The sequence below is a fragment of the Actinomadura sp. 7K507 genome (assembly GCF_004348425.1).
In the GTDB taxonomy this organism is placed as follows: domain Bacteria; phylum Actinomycetota; class Actinomycetes; order Streptosporangiales; family Streptosporangiaceae; genus Spirillospora.
In genome coordinates, this window is the sequence record NZ_SMKK01000238.1 from 1 (window position 1) to 14218 (window position 14218).

The 14218-nt window shown below is 75.4% G+C and carries 15 protein-coding genes; 9 read left to right on the top strand and 6 right to left on the bottom strand.

Annotated features, from left to right (window positions below; translation table 11 throughout):
* A partial coding sequence (locus tag E1285_RS36580) for a hypothetical protein (RefSeq protein ID WP_132159175.1) occupies nt 1–307 on the bottom strand: 307 nt, incomplete at its 3' end.
* A gap of 133 nt (nt 308–440) precedes the next feature.
* On the opposite strand from E1285_RS36580, the gene E1285_RS36585 reads away from it, so the two are divergent.
* Entirely contained in the window at nt 441–914 is a 474-nt protein-coding gene (locus E1285_RS36585; RefSeq protein ID WP_132159176.1) for a PPOX class F420-dependent oxidoreductase, read from the top strand.
* Between the two features lie 35 nt (nt 915–949).
* On the opposite strand, the gene E1285_RS36590 is transcribed toward E1285_RS36585, so the two are convergent.
* Together E1285_RS36590 and E1285_RS36595 are read right to left on the bottom strand one after the other, a co-directional pair.
* Nucleotides 950–2347 carry a cytochrome P450 gene (locus E1285_RS36590; RefSeq protein ID WP_243723293.1) on the bottom strand — a complete coding sequence of 466 codons (1398 nt, stop codon included), beginning with the start codon at nt 2345–2347 and terminating at the stop codon, nt 950–952.
* Nucleotides 2344–3279, bottom strand: a complete 936-nt coding sequence (locus E1285_RS36595; RefSeq protein ID WP_132159177.1) for a LysR family transcriptional regulator — start codon at nt 3277–3279, stop codon at nt 2344–2346. The genes E1285_RS36590 and E1285_RS36595 overlap by 4 nt, the downstream gene beginning before the upstream one ends.
* Before the next feature lie 83 nt (nt 3280–3362).
* On the opposite strand from E1285_RS36595, the gene E1285_RS36600 reads away from it, so the two are divergent.
* The gene (locus E1285_RS36600) at nt 3363–4448 is read left to right on the top strand and encodes an aminotransferase class V-fold PLP-dependent enzyme (protein ID WP_132159178.1); all 1086 of its coding nucleotides are present in this window, start codon (nt 3363–3365) and stop codon (nt 4446–4448) included.
* Nucleotides 4449–4506: 58 nt separating this feature from the next.
* Here the strand turns inward: E1285_RS36600 and E1285_RS36605 are convergent, their stop codons facing one another.
* Nucleotides 4507–5541, bottom strand: coding sequence for a ketoacyl-ACP synthase III (locus tag E1285_RS36605; RefSeq protein WP_243723294.1), 1035 nt, complete (start codon nt 5539–5541; stop codon nt 4507–4509).
* A 127-nt stretch (nt 5542–5668) separates the two neighbouring features.
* Here E1285_RS36605 and E1285_RS36610 point away from each other — a divergent pair, with 127 nt between their 5' ends.
* The 3 genes from E1285_RS36610 to E1285_RS36620 all read left to right on the top strand — a co-directional run bounded on the left by E1285_RS36610 (nt 5669) and on the right by E1285_RS36620 (nt 9229).
* Nucleotides 5669–6649 (top strand): acyltransferase domain-containing protein, encoded by a 981-nt coding sequence (locus E1285_RS36610; RefSeq protein ID WP_132159180.1) that lies wholly within the window; start codon nt 5669–5671, stop codon nt 6647–6649.
* 14 nt (nt 6650–6663) lie between these two features.
* Entirely contained in the window at nt 6664–8478 is a 1815-nt protein-coding gene (locus E1285_RS36615; protein WP_132159181.1) for an acyl-CoA dehydrogenase, read from the top strand.
* A 175-nt stretch (nt 8479–8653) separates the two neighbouring features.
* Nucleotides 8654–9229, top strand: coding sequence for a TerD family protein (locus E1285_RS36620; protein WP_132159182.1), 576 nt, complete (start codon nt 8654–8656; stop codon nt 9227–9229).
* A gap of 76 nt (nt 9230–9305) precedes the next feature.
* Here the strand turns inward: E1285_RS36620 and E1285_RS36625 are convergent, their stop codons facing one another.
* The gene (locus E1285_RS36625) at nt 9306–11024 is read right to left on the bottom strand and encodes a class I adenylate-forming enzyme family protein (RefSeq protein ID WP_243723295.1); all 1719 of its coding nucleotides are present in this window, start codon (nt 11022–11024) and stop codon (nt 9306–9308) included.
* Between the two features lie 189 nt (nt 11025–11213).
* On the opposite strand from E1285_RS36625, the gene E1285_RS36630 reads away from it, so the two are divergent.
* A complete protein-coding gene (locus E1285_RS36630) occupies nt 11214–11993 on the top strand; it encodes an HAD-IIA family hydrolase (protein WP_132159183.1) in 780 nt (259 codons plus the stop codon).
* Nucleotides 11994–12044: 51 nt separating this feature from the next.
* On the opposite strand, the gene E1285_RS36635 is transcribed toward E1285_RS36630, so the two are convergent.
* The gene (locus tag E1285_RS36635) at nt 12045–12464 is read right to left on the bottom strand and encodes an ester cyclase (protein ID WP_132159184.1); all 420 of its coding nucleotides are present in this window, start codon (nt 12462–12464) and stop codon (nt 12045–12047) included.
* 95 nt (nt 12465–12559) lie between these two features.
* Between E1285_RS36635 and E1285_RS36640 the strand changes: the two genes are divergently transcribed.
* The 3 genes from E1285_RS36640 to E1285_RS36650 form a co-directional block, all read left to right on the top strand.
* A complete protein-coding gene (locus E1285_RS36640) occupies nt 12560–13186 on the top strand; it encodes a YigZ family protein (protein WP_132159185.1) in 627 nt (208 codons plus the stop codon).
* 90 nt (nt 13187–13276) lie between these two features.
* Nucleotides 13277–13882, top strand: coding sequence for a TetR/AcrR family transcriptional regulator (locus E1285_RS36645; protein ID WP_132159186.1), 606 nt, complete (start codon nt 13277–13279; stop codon nt 13880–13882).
* A gap of 9 nt (nt 13883–13891) precedes the next feature.
* The coding region (locus E1285_RS36650) for a TSUP family transporter (RefSeq protein ID WP_243723296.1) at nt 13892–14218 on the top strand (327 nt) is incomplete at its 3' end.

The following is a 14218-nucleotide window of genomic DNA, read 5'->3' on the forward strand; positions in this document are numbered from 1 at the left end:
CTTGCGCGTCCTTGCCGCCGTCTCCCCCGCAGGACGTCCCGCAGGACCCGGGCGGGACGAGCTCGCAGCGCGCCGCCTGCCCGTCGAGGAGGCCGAGGCGGCCGAACGCGACCGCCACCGTCATCTCCCCGTACGGCAGGGTCGCCTTCCGGACGGCCGTGGCCTCCTCGGCGAGCTCGCCATCGACGTACAGGCGCACGACCCGGCTCCACCCCGCGCGTCCGGTCCCGACCTCCAGCCGGTGGCCTTCGTGGTCGAGCGTCCAGCGGGCCGAGGGCGCACCGCCCAGTGAGATTCCCCGTGTCATGGCCCCAGTCTCGGCGGCGCCGGCGCCGCGGCCATCGCCCCGACGTCCACGCCCGGTAGACCAAAGTCGTACCGCCGGCGCCGGTACCGAAGGGAGCCGGTGCCGTCGGCCGCCGCCCTCTAGGGTTGCCCGCATGGCTCCTTCGATCGCCACCGCGAACCGCGTCGGCCGTCCCGAACTGCTCGAATTCCTGCGTCCCAGGCACCGCGCGCTGCTGTCCACCGCCCGCTCCGGCGGGCGCCCGCAGATGTCGCCGGTCACCTGCGGGGTCGACGAGCACGGACGCATCGTGATCTCCACCTATCCCGAGCGCGCCAAGGCCCGCAACGCCCGCAGGGACCCGCGGGTGTCGGTGTGCGTGCTGTCCGACGAGTTCAACGGCCCCTACGTGCAGGTCGACGGGACCGCCGAGGTCATCGACATGCCGGCCGCCGCCGACGCCCTGGTCGACTACTACCGCTGCATCTCCGGCGAGCACCCCGACTGGGACGAGTACCGCGAGGCCATGCGCCGCCAGGACAAGTCGCTGATCCGGGTCGCCATCGACGACTGGGGCCCCATCGCCACCGGCGGATTCCCCGCCCGCCTCGCGCCCGGCCACGGCTAAGCCGAGGCCCCAGGGCCGGCCGGGGGGATCCGGGGCTAGCCCAGGACCTCGACGGGCAGGCCGCCGCGCGGGCGCATGGCGGTCACGCTGGTCGGGGTGACGGCGGCGGACACCAGCCGCAGCCGGGTACGGCGCAGCAGGCACGCCAGCATCGTCTTCAGCTCGACGGTCGCCAGCGTCGAGCCGATGCAGCGGTGCGGGCCGCCGCCGAACGGCAGGTAGGTCGAGGGCGTGGCGGGACGGTACAGCTCCGAGGACGGGTCCCACCGCTCGGGGCGGAACCGTCCCGCCTGCGGCCACACGTCCGGCATCCGGTGGGTGACGTAGGGGGAGTACAGCACCATCGCGCCCGCCGGGACCCGGTGCCCGGCGTACTCGAAGTCCTCCACGGGCACGCGGGCGCTGAGCACGGCGGGCGGGAACAGCCGCAGCGTCTCGTTGACGACGCCGTCCAGGTAGGTCAGGGCGGGCAGGTCCCCGGCCCGCGGGGGCCGGTCGCCGACCACCTCGGCGACCTCCCGCCGGGCGCGCTCCTCGGCGGCCGGGTGGGTCAGCAGCGCGTGCACCGCCCACGCCATCGCCGCGCTGGTGGTGTCGTACCCGGCCGAGATGAGGCTGATGACCTGGTCCTGGAGCTCCTGGCGGGTCAGGGCGGCGCCGTCCTCGTCGCGGGCGGCCATCAGCATGCCCAGCACGTCGTCGTGCCCGCCGTGGCCGTCGTGCCCGCCGTGGCCGGGGGCGTCCTCGCGCAGCCGCCGGTCGATCTCCTCGTCGACCCGGCGGGCGACCAGGGCGCGGGACGCGGCGACGCGCCGCATGTACGGGTTGGGGACCGACCGCAGCGCCATCTGCAGCATGAAGTTGCGGTCGATGGCGGCCAGCGCGACCTGCAGCCGCCGCCCGATCACCTCGGCGTCGGCGGCGAGCCGGTCGCCGAACAGCACCTCGACCGTGCTGCGCCGGATCACCGACCGCAGCTCGGCGTAGGCGTCCAGCGTGCTGCCGGGCCGCCACGCCTGCAGGGCGGCGCCGGTGTTGGCGGCCATCCGGTCGACGTAGGCGCCGACGCGGCGGTGGTGGAACGCCGGCTGCACCAGGCGACGGCGCCGCCGGTGGTCGGCGCCGTCGCTGACGATCAGCGCGGTCTCCCCGTTCACCGGCACCAGCAGGTCGAACGCCTCCCGCCAGCGGAACAGGCCGGAGTTGGCGAACACGAACGCGTTGGCGTCCGGGCCGAACAGGTGCACCAGCGGCTTGCGGCGCGGGCCGACGGCAGCGACCGGGCCCGCCTCGGCGTGCAGCCGCAGCAGGCTCGCGCACGGGTTGGCCGCGAACCCGATCCCGTGCCGGGCCGTCAGCGACAGCGACGGGCGGCCCCCCGTCCCGCGTGCGCGCCTCGTGCCTGCCCTGCCCGGCGGGATCTGGAGTGTCACGCGCCAACTATGGCACGCTCCTGAAGGTCGCCGCCCCCGGGCCCGGGGGCGGCGACGGCGGTGAGCTCCTCCAGCAGCGCCGCCACCGCCGGCGGGCGCGGCCCCGCCGGGACCACCGCGGCGATGCGGCGCCTGCCGACCTCGGGGACGCCGGGACGCGCGACGCCCGGCTCGGCGTGCAGGCCCAGCGCCATCTCCGGCAGCGTCGTGACGGCCAGGCCGCGGGCGACGAGCCGCTGGATCGCGACGTGGTCCTCGGTGGCGAAGGCGATGTCGGGGGTGAACCCGGCCTTCTCGCACGCCCACCGCAGATGGTCGCGGCACCGCGAGCAGCCCGACGCCCACGTCTGCCCGGCCAGGTCGCCCAGCCGGGGCCGCCGCGCCGACGCCAGCGGGTGCCCGGCCGGGACCAGCAGCCGGATCGGGTCCTCGCGCAGCACGATCTCGCGGAAGCGCGAATCGGTGTCGGGCGGCATGTAGGGGTAGCGGAACACCACCGCGACGTCGGTGTCGCCCGCGCGCAGCGCCGCGAGGGCCTCGGGCGGCTCGGCGTCGGTCAGCGTCACCGACACCCCCGGCGCGCGGGCCCGCAGCCCGGCCAGGGCGTCGGGCAGCAGCCCGCCCGCGGCGGTGGGGAACACCGCGATACGCACCCGCCCGGCGCGCAGCCCCGCGATCGCGGCGATCCGCTCCTCGGCGTCGGCCGTCCGGGCCATGACGTCCTCGACGTGCTCGACCAGGACCCGTCCCGCCTCGGTCAGCCGGACGCCGCGGCCGTGCCGGACCACCAGCGGGGTCCCGGCCTCGGCCTCCAGCCGGGCGATGTGGTGCGACACGGCGGGCTGGGTGTAGGCGAGGGAGCGGGCGGCGGCGGTCATCGAGCCGAGCCGGGCCACCTCCCGCAGGATCCGGCCCCGGTGCAGGTCCAGCATCCCCGCAAGGTATCAACCATATTGATGGGCGACCCAGAAGACCGCACTTTGTCCTATGGGCCGGGGTGGCGGAGGATCGGCGCATGACCCTTCCGAACCAGGACGGCCTCTCGATCCGGGAGGCGCAGCGGGAGTTCACCGCCGGTGTCGCCTACCTCGACACCGCCACCTACGGGCTGCCGCCGCGCGCGGCGCACGCGGCGATGCTCGCCGCCGAGCGCGACCGGGCCGCCGGGCTGATGGCCCCGGCGGCGCTGGACCAGGCGGTGACCCGCTCCCGCGAGGCGTTCGCGCGGCTGCTCGGGGTGCCCGCCGAGCGGGTCGCGTGCGGGCCCCAGGTGTCCTACTTCGTCGGGCTGGTCGCGGCGTCGCTGCCCGCCGGGACCACGGTCCTGGTCGCCGACGGCGACTTCACCTCCCTGCTGTGGCCGTTCGCGGCCCGCGGCGGGCTGACCGTCCGGTCCGTCCCGCTGGAGCGGATCGCCGGCGCCGTCGACGCCGGCACCGGCCTGGTCGCGGTGTCGGCGGTGCAGTCCGCCGACGGGCGCGTCGCCCCCATGGACGACCTCATCGCCGCCGCCCGCGCGCACGGCGCCCGGATCCTGCTGGACGCCACCCAGGCCGCCGGGTGGCTGCCGCTGCCCGCCGGCCCCGCCGGATGCGAGGTCGACTGGCTGGTGTGCGGCGGCTACAAGTGGCTGCTGGGCCCGCGCGGCACCTGCTTCCTGACCGGCACGGCCGAGGCCCTGGACGCGCTGCCCGCGGCCGGCGCCGGCTGGTACGCCGGCGCCGACATCTGGGACTCGGTCTACGGGCTGCCGCTGCGCCTGGCCCCGGACGCGCGCCGCCTCGACCTGTCCCCGGCATGGCAGTGCTGGGCCGGGCACGCACCCGCCCTGGAACTGCTCGTACGGGTCGGCGTCCCCGCGGTCCACGACCACAACGTGCGCCTCGCGCGCCGCTTCAGCGCCGCGCTGGGCCTGCCGCCCGGCGACTCGGCGATCGTGCCGGTCGAGGTCCCCGGCGGCGCCGCCGGGGTGCTGCGCTCCGGCGGGGTGGTCGCCTCGGTGCGGGCGGGGCGGCTGCGCTGCGCGTTCCACCTGACCACCACCGAAGCCGATGCGGACAAGGCGGCCGGGCTCATCGCCCCGCTCCTGGCGCAAGGCTGAAGACCCGGCAAGGCCCGGACGGCGGTGGCCGGCGACCGTCGGCCACCGCCGTCGGGTCTCAGGGCGGGGGCCAGGTGATGAGAGTGCGGCCCCAGGTCACGCCCGCGCCGAAACCGGCGAGCAGGACCAGGTCGCCCGCGGCGACCCGGTCCTCGCGCACCGCCCGGTCCAGGGCGTAGGGGAGGCTGGCGGCGCCGATGTTGCCGACGTCCTGCCCGGCGATCGCCAGCTGCGCCGGGTCGAGGCCGGCGTCGCCGGCCAGCGAGGCGACCAGCCGCGGGTTGGGCTGGTGCGGGACGACCAGCGCCAGGTCGGCGGGTTTGATCCCGGCGTCCTCGGCGGCCTCGGCCACCAGCCGCGGGAACACCCCGGCGATGAACGCGCGGACGGCCCGGCCGTCCATGCGGATGGTGTGGCCCTGCCCGGCCACGGTGCCGGCGGTGGCGGGGGAGCGGCTGCCGCCGGCGGGGATGAGCACGTCGCCGGCGCGGGACCCGTCCGACCCGAGCGTGACCGGGCCGATCCCGTACGGCAGCGCGACCGGGCCGATCACCGCGGCGGCGGCGCCGTCGCCGAACAGCGCGGCGGTGGCGCGGTCGGCGGGGTCGAGGAAGCGGGAGTACACCTCGACGCCGATGACCAGCGCGTGCGGCGCGGGCCCGCGCTGCCCGGCGAGCCAGCCGACCGCGGCCTGCAGCCCGTACACGAACCCGGTGCAGGCGGCGGAGACGTCGAACGCGGCGGCGCGGCGGGCGCCCAGCAGCGACTGCACGCGGCAGGCGGTGGAGGGGCCCAGCTCGTCGGGGGTCGAGGTGCCCAGGACGATCAGGCCGACGTCGCCGGCGTCCAGGCCCGCCTCGGCCAGCGCGCGCCCGGCGGCGGCCGCGGCCAGGTCGGAGGCGGCCTGCCCGGGATCGGCGACGTGCCGGTGGCGGATCCCGGTGCGGTCCTCGATCCAGGACGGCCCCAGCCCCATCGACCGGGACAGCTCCTCGCTGCGGACGCGCCGGGCGGGCAGGTACGCGCCGGTTCCGCGGATCGCCCACCCCCGCCCGCCGCCGTGCGGGTGAAAGCCATGACGTGCTCCTACCACTGACGGTTGCCAGACCGATCCCATGAGCGAATACTTTCATTTCAGGATTTACGTTCCATAACTAGGAGTTATGTGACCTTTTACTAAAGAGAAAAGAGAGCCTTCCTTCGAGGTAAGGAGACCCCGCGTGCCGTTCCCTGCGACTCATCCGGCCGAAGAGCTCAAACCCGACGACGTGTGCGCGTTCCTGTTCGCCGGAACCGGCTCGGCGGGGGCCCCCGACCTCCCCGCACTCGCCCGCACCGGACCCGCCGCCGCCCGCGCCGCCGCCGACGTCGTCGACGCCGCCCAGGAGGGCCTGCCGCGCGACGGATGGCCGTCCCTGCGCTCGATCCTGCTGGAGGACCCCGGCGCCTACCGCGCGGCGGCGCGCACGCCCGGCGTCGCCCAGCTCGCCGGCTACACCGCCTCCGTCGCCGTCGACCGGATGCTGCGCACGGCCGGCGTCCAGCCCGGATACGCGGTCGGGCAGAGTTTCGGGGAGATCGCCGCGCTGGTCAGCGCCGGCGCGTTCGCGATCGCCGACGGCGCCCGCATGGCCGTCGGCCTCGTCGGCGTGCTGTCGCGGCGCGGCCGCGGCGGCGGCCTGGGGATGCTGGAGACCGGCGAGGACGCGACGCGCGCCTGCATCGAGGCCGCCGCCGCCCCGCAGGTCGCCGTGGCCTGCCTGAACGCCCCCACGGTGACGGTGGTGTCCGGGCCGGACGGCCCCCTGGAGCAGGTCCTGGACGCCGCACGCGGCCGGGGGGTGCGGGCCGTGCGGCTCGCCGTCCCCTACCTGTCGCACCATCCCGCGATGGCCGGCGCCGACGACGAGTGGTACGCGATGATCCGCCGCTTCCCGCAGCGGCCGCTGGAGCTGCCGGTGCACTCGCCGGTCCGGGGACGCGCCTACCACGACGGCGACGACCTGCACCGCGCCCTGGCCGACTGCATCGTCAAGCCGGTGCGGCTCCCGCAGACGCTGCGCGCGGTGCACCAGGCCGGCGCGACGGTGTTCGCCGAGGCCGGAGCCGGCGACGCGCTGTGCCAGTGCGCGCGCCTGACACTGCCGGGCGCGCGGACCCTGGCCCCGCTGCGCGACCGCCCCGCCCGCCCCCGAGCCTGACGGAGGAGACCCCGATGGACACCCTCAACGGCATCGCCCCCGACGGGCTGCTCGGCTTCGTGCGCGGCACCTCCCTGGACGCCAAGACGCGTGCGCGGCTGGCCGAGGCCGTCCCCGACGAGTTCTTCACCTACCCCGGCGGCCTCACCGCCCGCGGCCACCAGGAACTGACCTACCAGCGGCTGCGCCGCGCTGGCCTGGCCGCGCCGCCCGCACCCGAGCTGCTGGACGACCCCCCGGCGCTGTGCGCCCTGCTGGAGCGCGCCGCGATCGCCGACCCGGCGCTGTTCCACGTGATGCTGCTGCACTACACCCTCGCGCTCGGCCCGGTCCTGCGGTTCGGCGCCGGGCAGGACGGCCCCCGCCGGGCGCGCGAGGACATGGAGTCCATGGCCTCGTTCGGGACGCTGCTGATGACCGAGGTGGGGCGCAGCAACAGCCACCTGTCGCCGCGCACGGTCGCCCGCCACGACCCGGCCACCGGCGGGTTCGTGCTGAGCACCCCGGACGCGCAGGCCGCCAAGTTCCCCACCAGCACCGCCCACCCCCGCGTCCCCAAGACCGCCGCCGTCTACGCCACCCTCGTGCACGGCGGGCGGGAACACGGCGTGTTCGTGTTCGTGGTCGCGCTGCGCGGCCCGGACGGCGCCGTCCCGCCCGGAGTGCGGATCACCGACGCGCCGGAGACGACGGGCCTGCAGGTCGACTACGCCGCCGTGCGGCTGGACGACCTGCACGTCCCCTACGAGGCGTGGCTGCGCGACGGCGCGAGCATCCAGGGCGCGGGCGCCGAGGGGGTCTTCCACGACCCGGCCGGGTCGCCGGCGGCGCGGCTGACGCGTTCGATGGGCATCGCCCCGGCGGTGTGGCGGGCCGTCATCTCCGCCTCGGCCGCGATCACGCGCGCGTCGGCGGGGATGCTGCTGGCGCATTCGGCGGGCCGCGCCACCCTCGGCCGACTCGCGCCGCGCCGCCCGCTGACCGACTACCGCAACCAGCAGGAGGCGGTGCTGGGCGCGCTGGCGTCCGGCTACGCGCTCACCGCCGTCGCCGTCCACGCCCAGGCCCGCCGCACCTCCGCCGACGCCGGGGACGGCGGCGGGCCCGACACCGCCTGGGCGCCGTGGTCGGCGGTCGACCGCGACCTGGCGCTGCTGAAGGCCGCCGCGACCACCCAGGCGCAGGAGACGGTGTCGGCGTGCCGGGTGCACAGCGGCGCGCCCGGGTTCGCCGCCGTCGAGCGCCTCAACGCCTACCGGGGCCTGACGCACGCCTACATGAACGCCGGCGGCGACAACGAGCTGATCCTCTACGACACCGCCCGCGCGATGGCCGACCTGGACCGCTATGCCCCGCCCGACCCCGGGGCGGGCCCGCCCGACGGCGGCGACCTGGACTCCCCGGCGGTGTGGCTGTTCCTGGCCCGCGACACCGAGCGCCGCATGCGCGACCGGCTCGCGGCACGGGTGCGGGCCGCCGCCGGCTCCGGCCAGGACGCGTTCACCGCGTGGAACGGCAACCTGGTCCTGGCCGCGCGGACCGCGGCGGCGTGCGCCGACCGGCTCGTCCTGGAGATCTGCGCCGCCGCCCTGGACGCGGGCCCGGCCGAACTGCGCCCCGTGCTGCGCCTGCACGCCCTCAACCTGCTGGACCGCCGCGCCGCCGACCTGCTGAACGAGGGGGTGGCGCCGCCCGGCGTGCTCGACGAGGTGTGGGCGGCGCGGCGGCGGGCCTGCGACGAGCTGGCGCCGCGCGCCGGGCAGCTGGCGGCCGCGTTCGAACTGCCCGCCGCGATCACCGCGCCCACCGCGTTCCTGGACGTCCGGTGACGGCCGCGTCCCGCCGCTGTCGGGGCCGGGTTCCGGGCCTCCGGCGGGGGAAACCAGCACGCCACGCCGTGAATTTGCCAAGCGGGAGGGGGAACCCGCGCGAAGTGGCTACCGTTTCCCGTAAGACAGACGAACGCGCGCGGGTGAACCGCACCCGGATACGGAGGTAGACACAGTGGGAGTCAGTCTGAGCAAGGGCGGCAACGTCTCGTTGAGCAAGGAGGCTCCCGGACTGACCGCCGTCGTGGTTGGTCTGGGCTGGGACGTGCGCACCACGACCGGGACCGACTTCGACCTGGACGCCAGCGCCCTGGTGTGCTCGGCGGAGAACAAGGTCCTGTCGGACCAGCACTTCATCTTCTTCAACAACCTCAAGAGCCCCGACGGCTCGGTCGAGCACACCGGCGACAACCTCACCGGTGAGGGCGAGGGCGACGACGAGGCGATCAAGGTGAACCTCGCGACCGTCCCGGCCGAGGTCGCCAAGATCGTTTTCCCGGTCTCGATCTACGACGCCGACGGCCGCCAGCAGAGCTTCGGTCAGGTCCGCAACGCCTTCATCCGGGTGGTGAACCAGGCCGACAACAGCGAGATCGCACGCTACGACCTGTCGGAGGACGCCTCGACCGAGACCGCGATGGTGTTCGGCGAGCTGTACCGCGCCGGCGCGGAGTGGAAGTTCCGCGCGGTGGGCCAGGGGTACGCCTCGGGCCTGACGGGCATCGCGTCCGACTTCGGCGTCAACGTCTGAGCGCCGGCCGCTCCGCGTCTACGCCCCCGCTCCGCGCGTGCGCACCTGGTGCGTGCGGCGGCCCGGGGGGAGCGGGTCAGGTGAGGAGTTCTTCGCGCAGGCGGGTCTTGAGGATCTTCCCGCCGGGGTTGCGGGGCAGGCCCTCGTCGCGGAACCAGTAGTGGACGGGCACCTTGAACGCGGCGATCCGCCCGCCGAGGAAGCCCCGGATGTCGGGCTCGGTGGCGGCGGCGCCGGGCCGCAGCACGATCACCGCGCCGACCTCCTCGCCGAGGACCTGGTGGGGGACGCCGATGACGGCGCAGTCGGCGACCGCGGGATGCTCGTAGAGGGCGGCCTCGACCTCGGCGCAGTAGATGTTCTCGCCGCCGCGGATGAGCATGTCCTTGGCGCGGTCGACGATGTAGACGAAGCCGTCGTCGTCCAGGCGGGCCAGGTCGCCGCTGTGGAACCAGCCGTCCACGAACGCGTGCGCGGTCGCCTCCGGCTTGTTCCAGTAGCCCTTGATGACGTTGGGGCCCTTGATGAGCAGCTCGCCGACCTCCCCGGCCGGCACCTCCTGGCCGACGGGATCGACGACCTTGACGTCGCAGACCGCGACGGGCGGGCCGACGCTCTCGGGCCGCTCCAGGTAGTTGACGCCGCCGTTGTAGGTGGTGACCGAGGACGTCTCGGTCAGCCCGTAGCCGTTGCCGGGGACCCGCTCGGGCAGCCGCTCCCTGATCTTGTCGACGAGGGCCGGCGCGGCCGGGGCGCCGCCGTAGCTGACGCCGGTGAGGCTGGAGGTGTCGAACTCGCCGAAATCGGGGGAGGTCAGCACCTGCCACGCCATCGTGGGGACGCCGCCGAACCCGGTGACGCGTTCCCGCTCGATCAGCTCCAGCGCGCCGCGGACGTCCCACTTGTACATCATCACCACGGTGCCGCCCTGCAGCGCGCTGGTCACCAGCACCGAGTGGCAGCCCGTGGCGTGGAAGAACGGGACGCTCAGCAGCGTCACCCGCCGCTGCGGCACGGCCGCCTCCTCCACCGTGGCGCCGCCGCGGACCGCCGCGGACATGATCCCGTAGGCGAGGCTGACCGGGTTGGTGGTGATGTTGCGGTGCGTGCCCAGGGCGCCCTTGGGGCGCCCGGTGGTGCCGGAGGTGTAGAAGATGGTGGCCTCGTCGTCGGGGCCCAGCGCCACGTCCGGCAGGGACGCCGCGGCGGCGTCGCCCACGTCACCGAGGACGTCGTCGAACGCCTCGCACCCCTGCGGGACGGCGCCGTCCGCGCGGGCGACCACGCAGGGGACGCCCAGACCCGGAAGGACCTCCGCCAGACGGCCGGCGCGCTCGGCGTCGGCGACCAGGACCTTGGCGCCGCTGTCGGTCAGGCCGTACTCCAGCTCGGCGGCCGTCCACCAGGCGTTCAGCGGCACCACGACCGCGCCGGCGGCGGCGGCGCCGAAGAACGCCACCGACCATTCGGGGTAGTTGCGCATCGCGATCGCGACCCGGTCGCCCTTGGCGACGCCGTACCGGTCGATGAGGCGGCGCGCGAACGCGGCGGCCCGCGCGTAGTGGTCGGCGAAGCTCACCCGGTCGTCCCGGTACACCAGGTACGGGGCCTCGCCGTGCGCGCGGGAGACCTCCAGGACGTCGCGGAGGGTGGGCGGCGCGTTCTTCCAGACGCGGATCCGCACGCCGCGGACGTCGGCCTCGTCCATCTCGAACAGCTGCCCTGGCGCCGTCATCGCGGCCCTGACCTCGGCGATGGCCGGCAATTGCTGGTCCTGCACCTGCTGGTCGTGCACTGCGCGCCTCCCGCTCGGTCACGGCGCGCCGCCGCGCGGCCCTGCCGCCGAACAAGATTCGGTGCGCCGTGCCCGAAAATCTATGATCCGCGTCACTCGCAGGTCAACGCCCCTGCCGCGCCCGTCGCGGCCGGTCCGGTGGCCGGGCGGCCGGTCCGGGCGAAGATCCCCGCCTGCGACAATGGGGGCATGAGCGAGCGCGGGCCGATCGATTACTGGCTTTCGGACATGGACGGGGTCCTGGTGCACGAGGGCCGTCCCGTCCCCGGCGCCGAGGAGTTCATCCGGCGGCTGTCGGCGTCCGGCAAGCCGTTCCTGGTCCTGACCAACAACTCGATCTACACCCGCCGTGACCTGTCGGCGCGGCTGGCGGCGGCGGGGCTGGAGGTGCCGGCCGAGTCGATCTGGACGTCGGCGCTGGCGACCGCCCGGTTCCTGGCCGACCAGCGGCCCCAGGGGTCGGCGTACGTGATCGGGGAGGCGGGGCTGACCACGGCGCTGCACGAGGCCGAGTTCGTGCTGACCGACATCGACCCCGACTACGTGGTGCTGGGCGAGACCCGCACCTACAGCTTCTCCCAGATCACCCGGGCGATCCGGCTGATCGAGGGCGGCGCGCGGTTCGTGGCGACCAACCCCGACCCGATCGGCCCGTCCCCGGAGGGCTCGCTGCCCGCGACCGGCGCCGTCGCCGCCATGATCACCCGCGCGACGCGCGTGGAGCCCTACTTCATCGGCAAACCCAACCCGCTGATGATGCGCACGGCGCTGAACCGCGTCGGCGGGCACAGCGAGAGCACCGCGATGGTCGGCGACCGCATGGACACCGACATCGTCGCCGGCGTCGAGGCCGGGCTGGAGACGATCCTGGTGCTGACCGGCGTGACCGGCAAGGACGAGATCGCCCGGTTCCCGTTCCGGCCGAACCGCGTCGTGCCCTCGATCGCCGACCTGATCGAGCTGGTCTGACCGGTCGGACCAGCTGCCGGGGCCTTCGCGGGTCCCGGCCCGCGGGGCGGGTCAGCCGAGCGCGCCGAGGGCGGTCATCATGCCCATGACGTCGGAGACGACCCAGTACTCGGCGAACCGGCCGTCCCGCGCGCGGAAGATGTCCTGGCCCCGGAACGACACGGGCGTGCCGGGCTCGGCGGTGGCGCCGGGGATGCCGCCGCGGTAGGCGCCGTGGAAGCTCCACCCGGCGGCGACCATGCCGTCGCCGCCGCTGCCGTCGATGACCGGCCCGACGTCCAGGCTGGTGCGGACGCCGGTGAAGTACTCGTGGGACCGGCGGACCTGGTCGGCGGCCTCAGCGGGACCGCGCACCTCCAGGTTCGGCCAGTGCCCGGTGAAGTCGGGGGCGAGGATCTGCCCGGTGACGCCGAAGTCGCCGTTCCACACCTCGAACAGCCAGCGGCGGTACAGCCCGTCCAGCACCTCCATCACGCCATGCTGGCCGCCCCCGGCCCGCACCGTCAAACCACACGCGCTCCGGAACCGCGGCCGGCGCGGGGCGCGGCATACACTCGGTGGCGACCATGCGCACGATCAAACAGGCGGGCTCCCGCGAGCTGGAGATCCGCAAGTCCCGGTTCGTCTGCACCCTCGCCCGCGCCGCCGACGAGGCCGCGGCCGCGGAGTTCCTGGCCCGGCACCGCCGCGCGCACCGCGGCGCCACCCACAACTGCACCGCCTACGTGGTCGGCGAGCACGGGGAGATCACCAAGAGCAGCGACGACGGCGAACCGGCCGGGACGGCCGGGATCCCGATGCTGGAGGTGCTGACGCGGCGCGGCCTGACCGGCACCGCCGCGGTCGTCACCCGCTACTTCGGCGGCGTCAAGCTCGGCGCGGGCGGCCTGGTGCGCGCCTACGCGCAGGCCGTCGCCGGCGCCGTCGACGCGGTCGGCGTCGTGGAGCTGCGCCCGGTCGTGACGGTCACCGTCGGCGTGGACCACGCGCTGGCCGGACGGTTCCTCGGCGACCTGCACGCCCGCGGCGCGCAGCCCGGCGACGTCCGCTACGGGCAGCGCGTGGAGGCCGACGTCGCGGTGCCCGTCACCGACCTGGACGATTTCGAGGCGTGGGCCGCGCGGGTCACCGCCGGGCGTGCGTCGCTGCGGCGCGGCGCGCCCGGCCACGTCGAGGTCCCGGCGCCCCCGTAGCGCGGGCAGCCGGGCCCGCGGATAAGACAGGCTGTCTCTTCGGGGGAGCACGGTGTCGTGCAGCGCGACGGTGGTGTAGCGTTCCGCGCGATGAGCAGGAACATGATCTTGCGTGACCATGTGCGGGCGGGCATTCTCGACGTGGCCGCCGCGGTGCTGGCCGAGCGCGGCGCGTCGGTGAGCATGACCGACATCGCGCAGGCGGCGGGGGTGGCGCGGGCGACGCTGTACCGCTACTTCCCCAACCGGGAGGCGCTGCTGCACGCCCTCTACGAGGCGGCGCTGGCGGACCTGACCGAGCGGCTCACCGACGCCCGGCTGGACTCGGTACCGATCGAGGAGGCGGTGGCCCGGATGACGCGCGCGACGATCGCGGCGACCGGCAGGTACCGGGCGCTCGGCCTGTTCGACAAGACGCCGCGGGAGGCGCGGCGGGTCGAGCGGCAGCTCGCGGCGCCGCTGCGGGCGGTGTTCGAGCGCGGCGCGGCCAGCGGCGCGTTCCGGCGCGACCTGCCCGTCCACACCCTGGCCGAGCTGTATTTCAGCCTGCTGGAGGGCGTGGTGTCGCGGGTGATCCGGCACCGGCTGAGCGTGGAGGAGGCCAGCGCGTCGGCGACCACGCTGTTCCTGTCCGGCGCGCTGGCACCGCCCGAACCTTCGCCGCCGCCGTCCTCACCCTCCTCGCCGTCGCGCTGAGCCGGGCCGATGGCGGCGCTCGACCCGGCCGCGCTGGTGGCGCTGGCGCTGATCGGGCTGGTCGCCGGGGTCGGGATCACCTCGGTGGGGCCGGGCGGGGTGCTGGCCACGGTGGGCCTGTTCGCCTTGACGCCGCTTTCGCCGGCGCAGGTCGCGGGGACGGCGATCGTCACCAACGTCGCGACGGGGGTGCTGGGCACCGTCGTGTACACGCGGTCGGGCCAGCTGCGCGAGCCGGGGACACGGCGGACGGCGGTGCTGCTGTCCGCCGGCGCGGTCGCCGGGACGCCGCTGGGGGTGCTGGTCAACGGCATGGTGACGGGCCGGGTGTTCGGG

Excerpts from the sequence above, each read along its gene's own strand:
- E1285_RS36640 (WP_132159185.1), top strand. The coding sequence starts at position 12,560 with ATGCGCACGATCAAACAGGCGGGCTCCCGCGAGCTGGAGATCCGCAAG.
- E1285_RS36615 (WP_132159181.1), top strand. The coding sequence starts at position 6,664 with ATGGACACCCTCAACGGCATCGCCCCCGACGGGCTGCTCGGCTTCGTG.
- E1285_RS36630 (WP_132159183.1), top strand. The coding sequence starts at position 11,214 with ATGAGCGAGCGCGGGCCGATCGATTACTGGCTTTCGGACATGGACGGG.
- E1285_RS36585 (WP_132159176.1), top strand. The coding sequence starts at position 441 with ATGGCTCCTTCGATCGCCACCGCGAACCGCGTCGGCCGTCCCGAACTG.
- E1285_RS36635 (WP_132159184.1), bottom strand. The coding sequence starts at position 12,464 with ATGGAGGTGCTGGACGGGCTGTACCGCCGCTGGCTGTTCGAGGTGTGG.
- E1285_RS36645 (WP_132159186.1), top strand. The coding sequence starts at position 13,277 with ATGAGCAGGAACATGATCTTGCGTGACCATGTGCGGGCGGGCATTCTC.
- E1285_RS36600 (WP_132159178.1), top strand. The coding sequence starts at position 3,363 with ATGACCCTTCCGAACCAGGACGGCCTCTCGATCCGGGAGGCGCAGCGG.
- E1285_RS36595 (WP_132159177.1), bottom strand. The coding sequence starts at position 3,279 with ATGCTGGACCTGCACCGGGGCCGGATCCTGCGGGAGGTGGCCCGGCTC.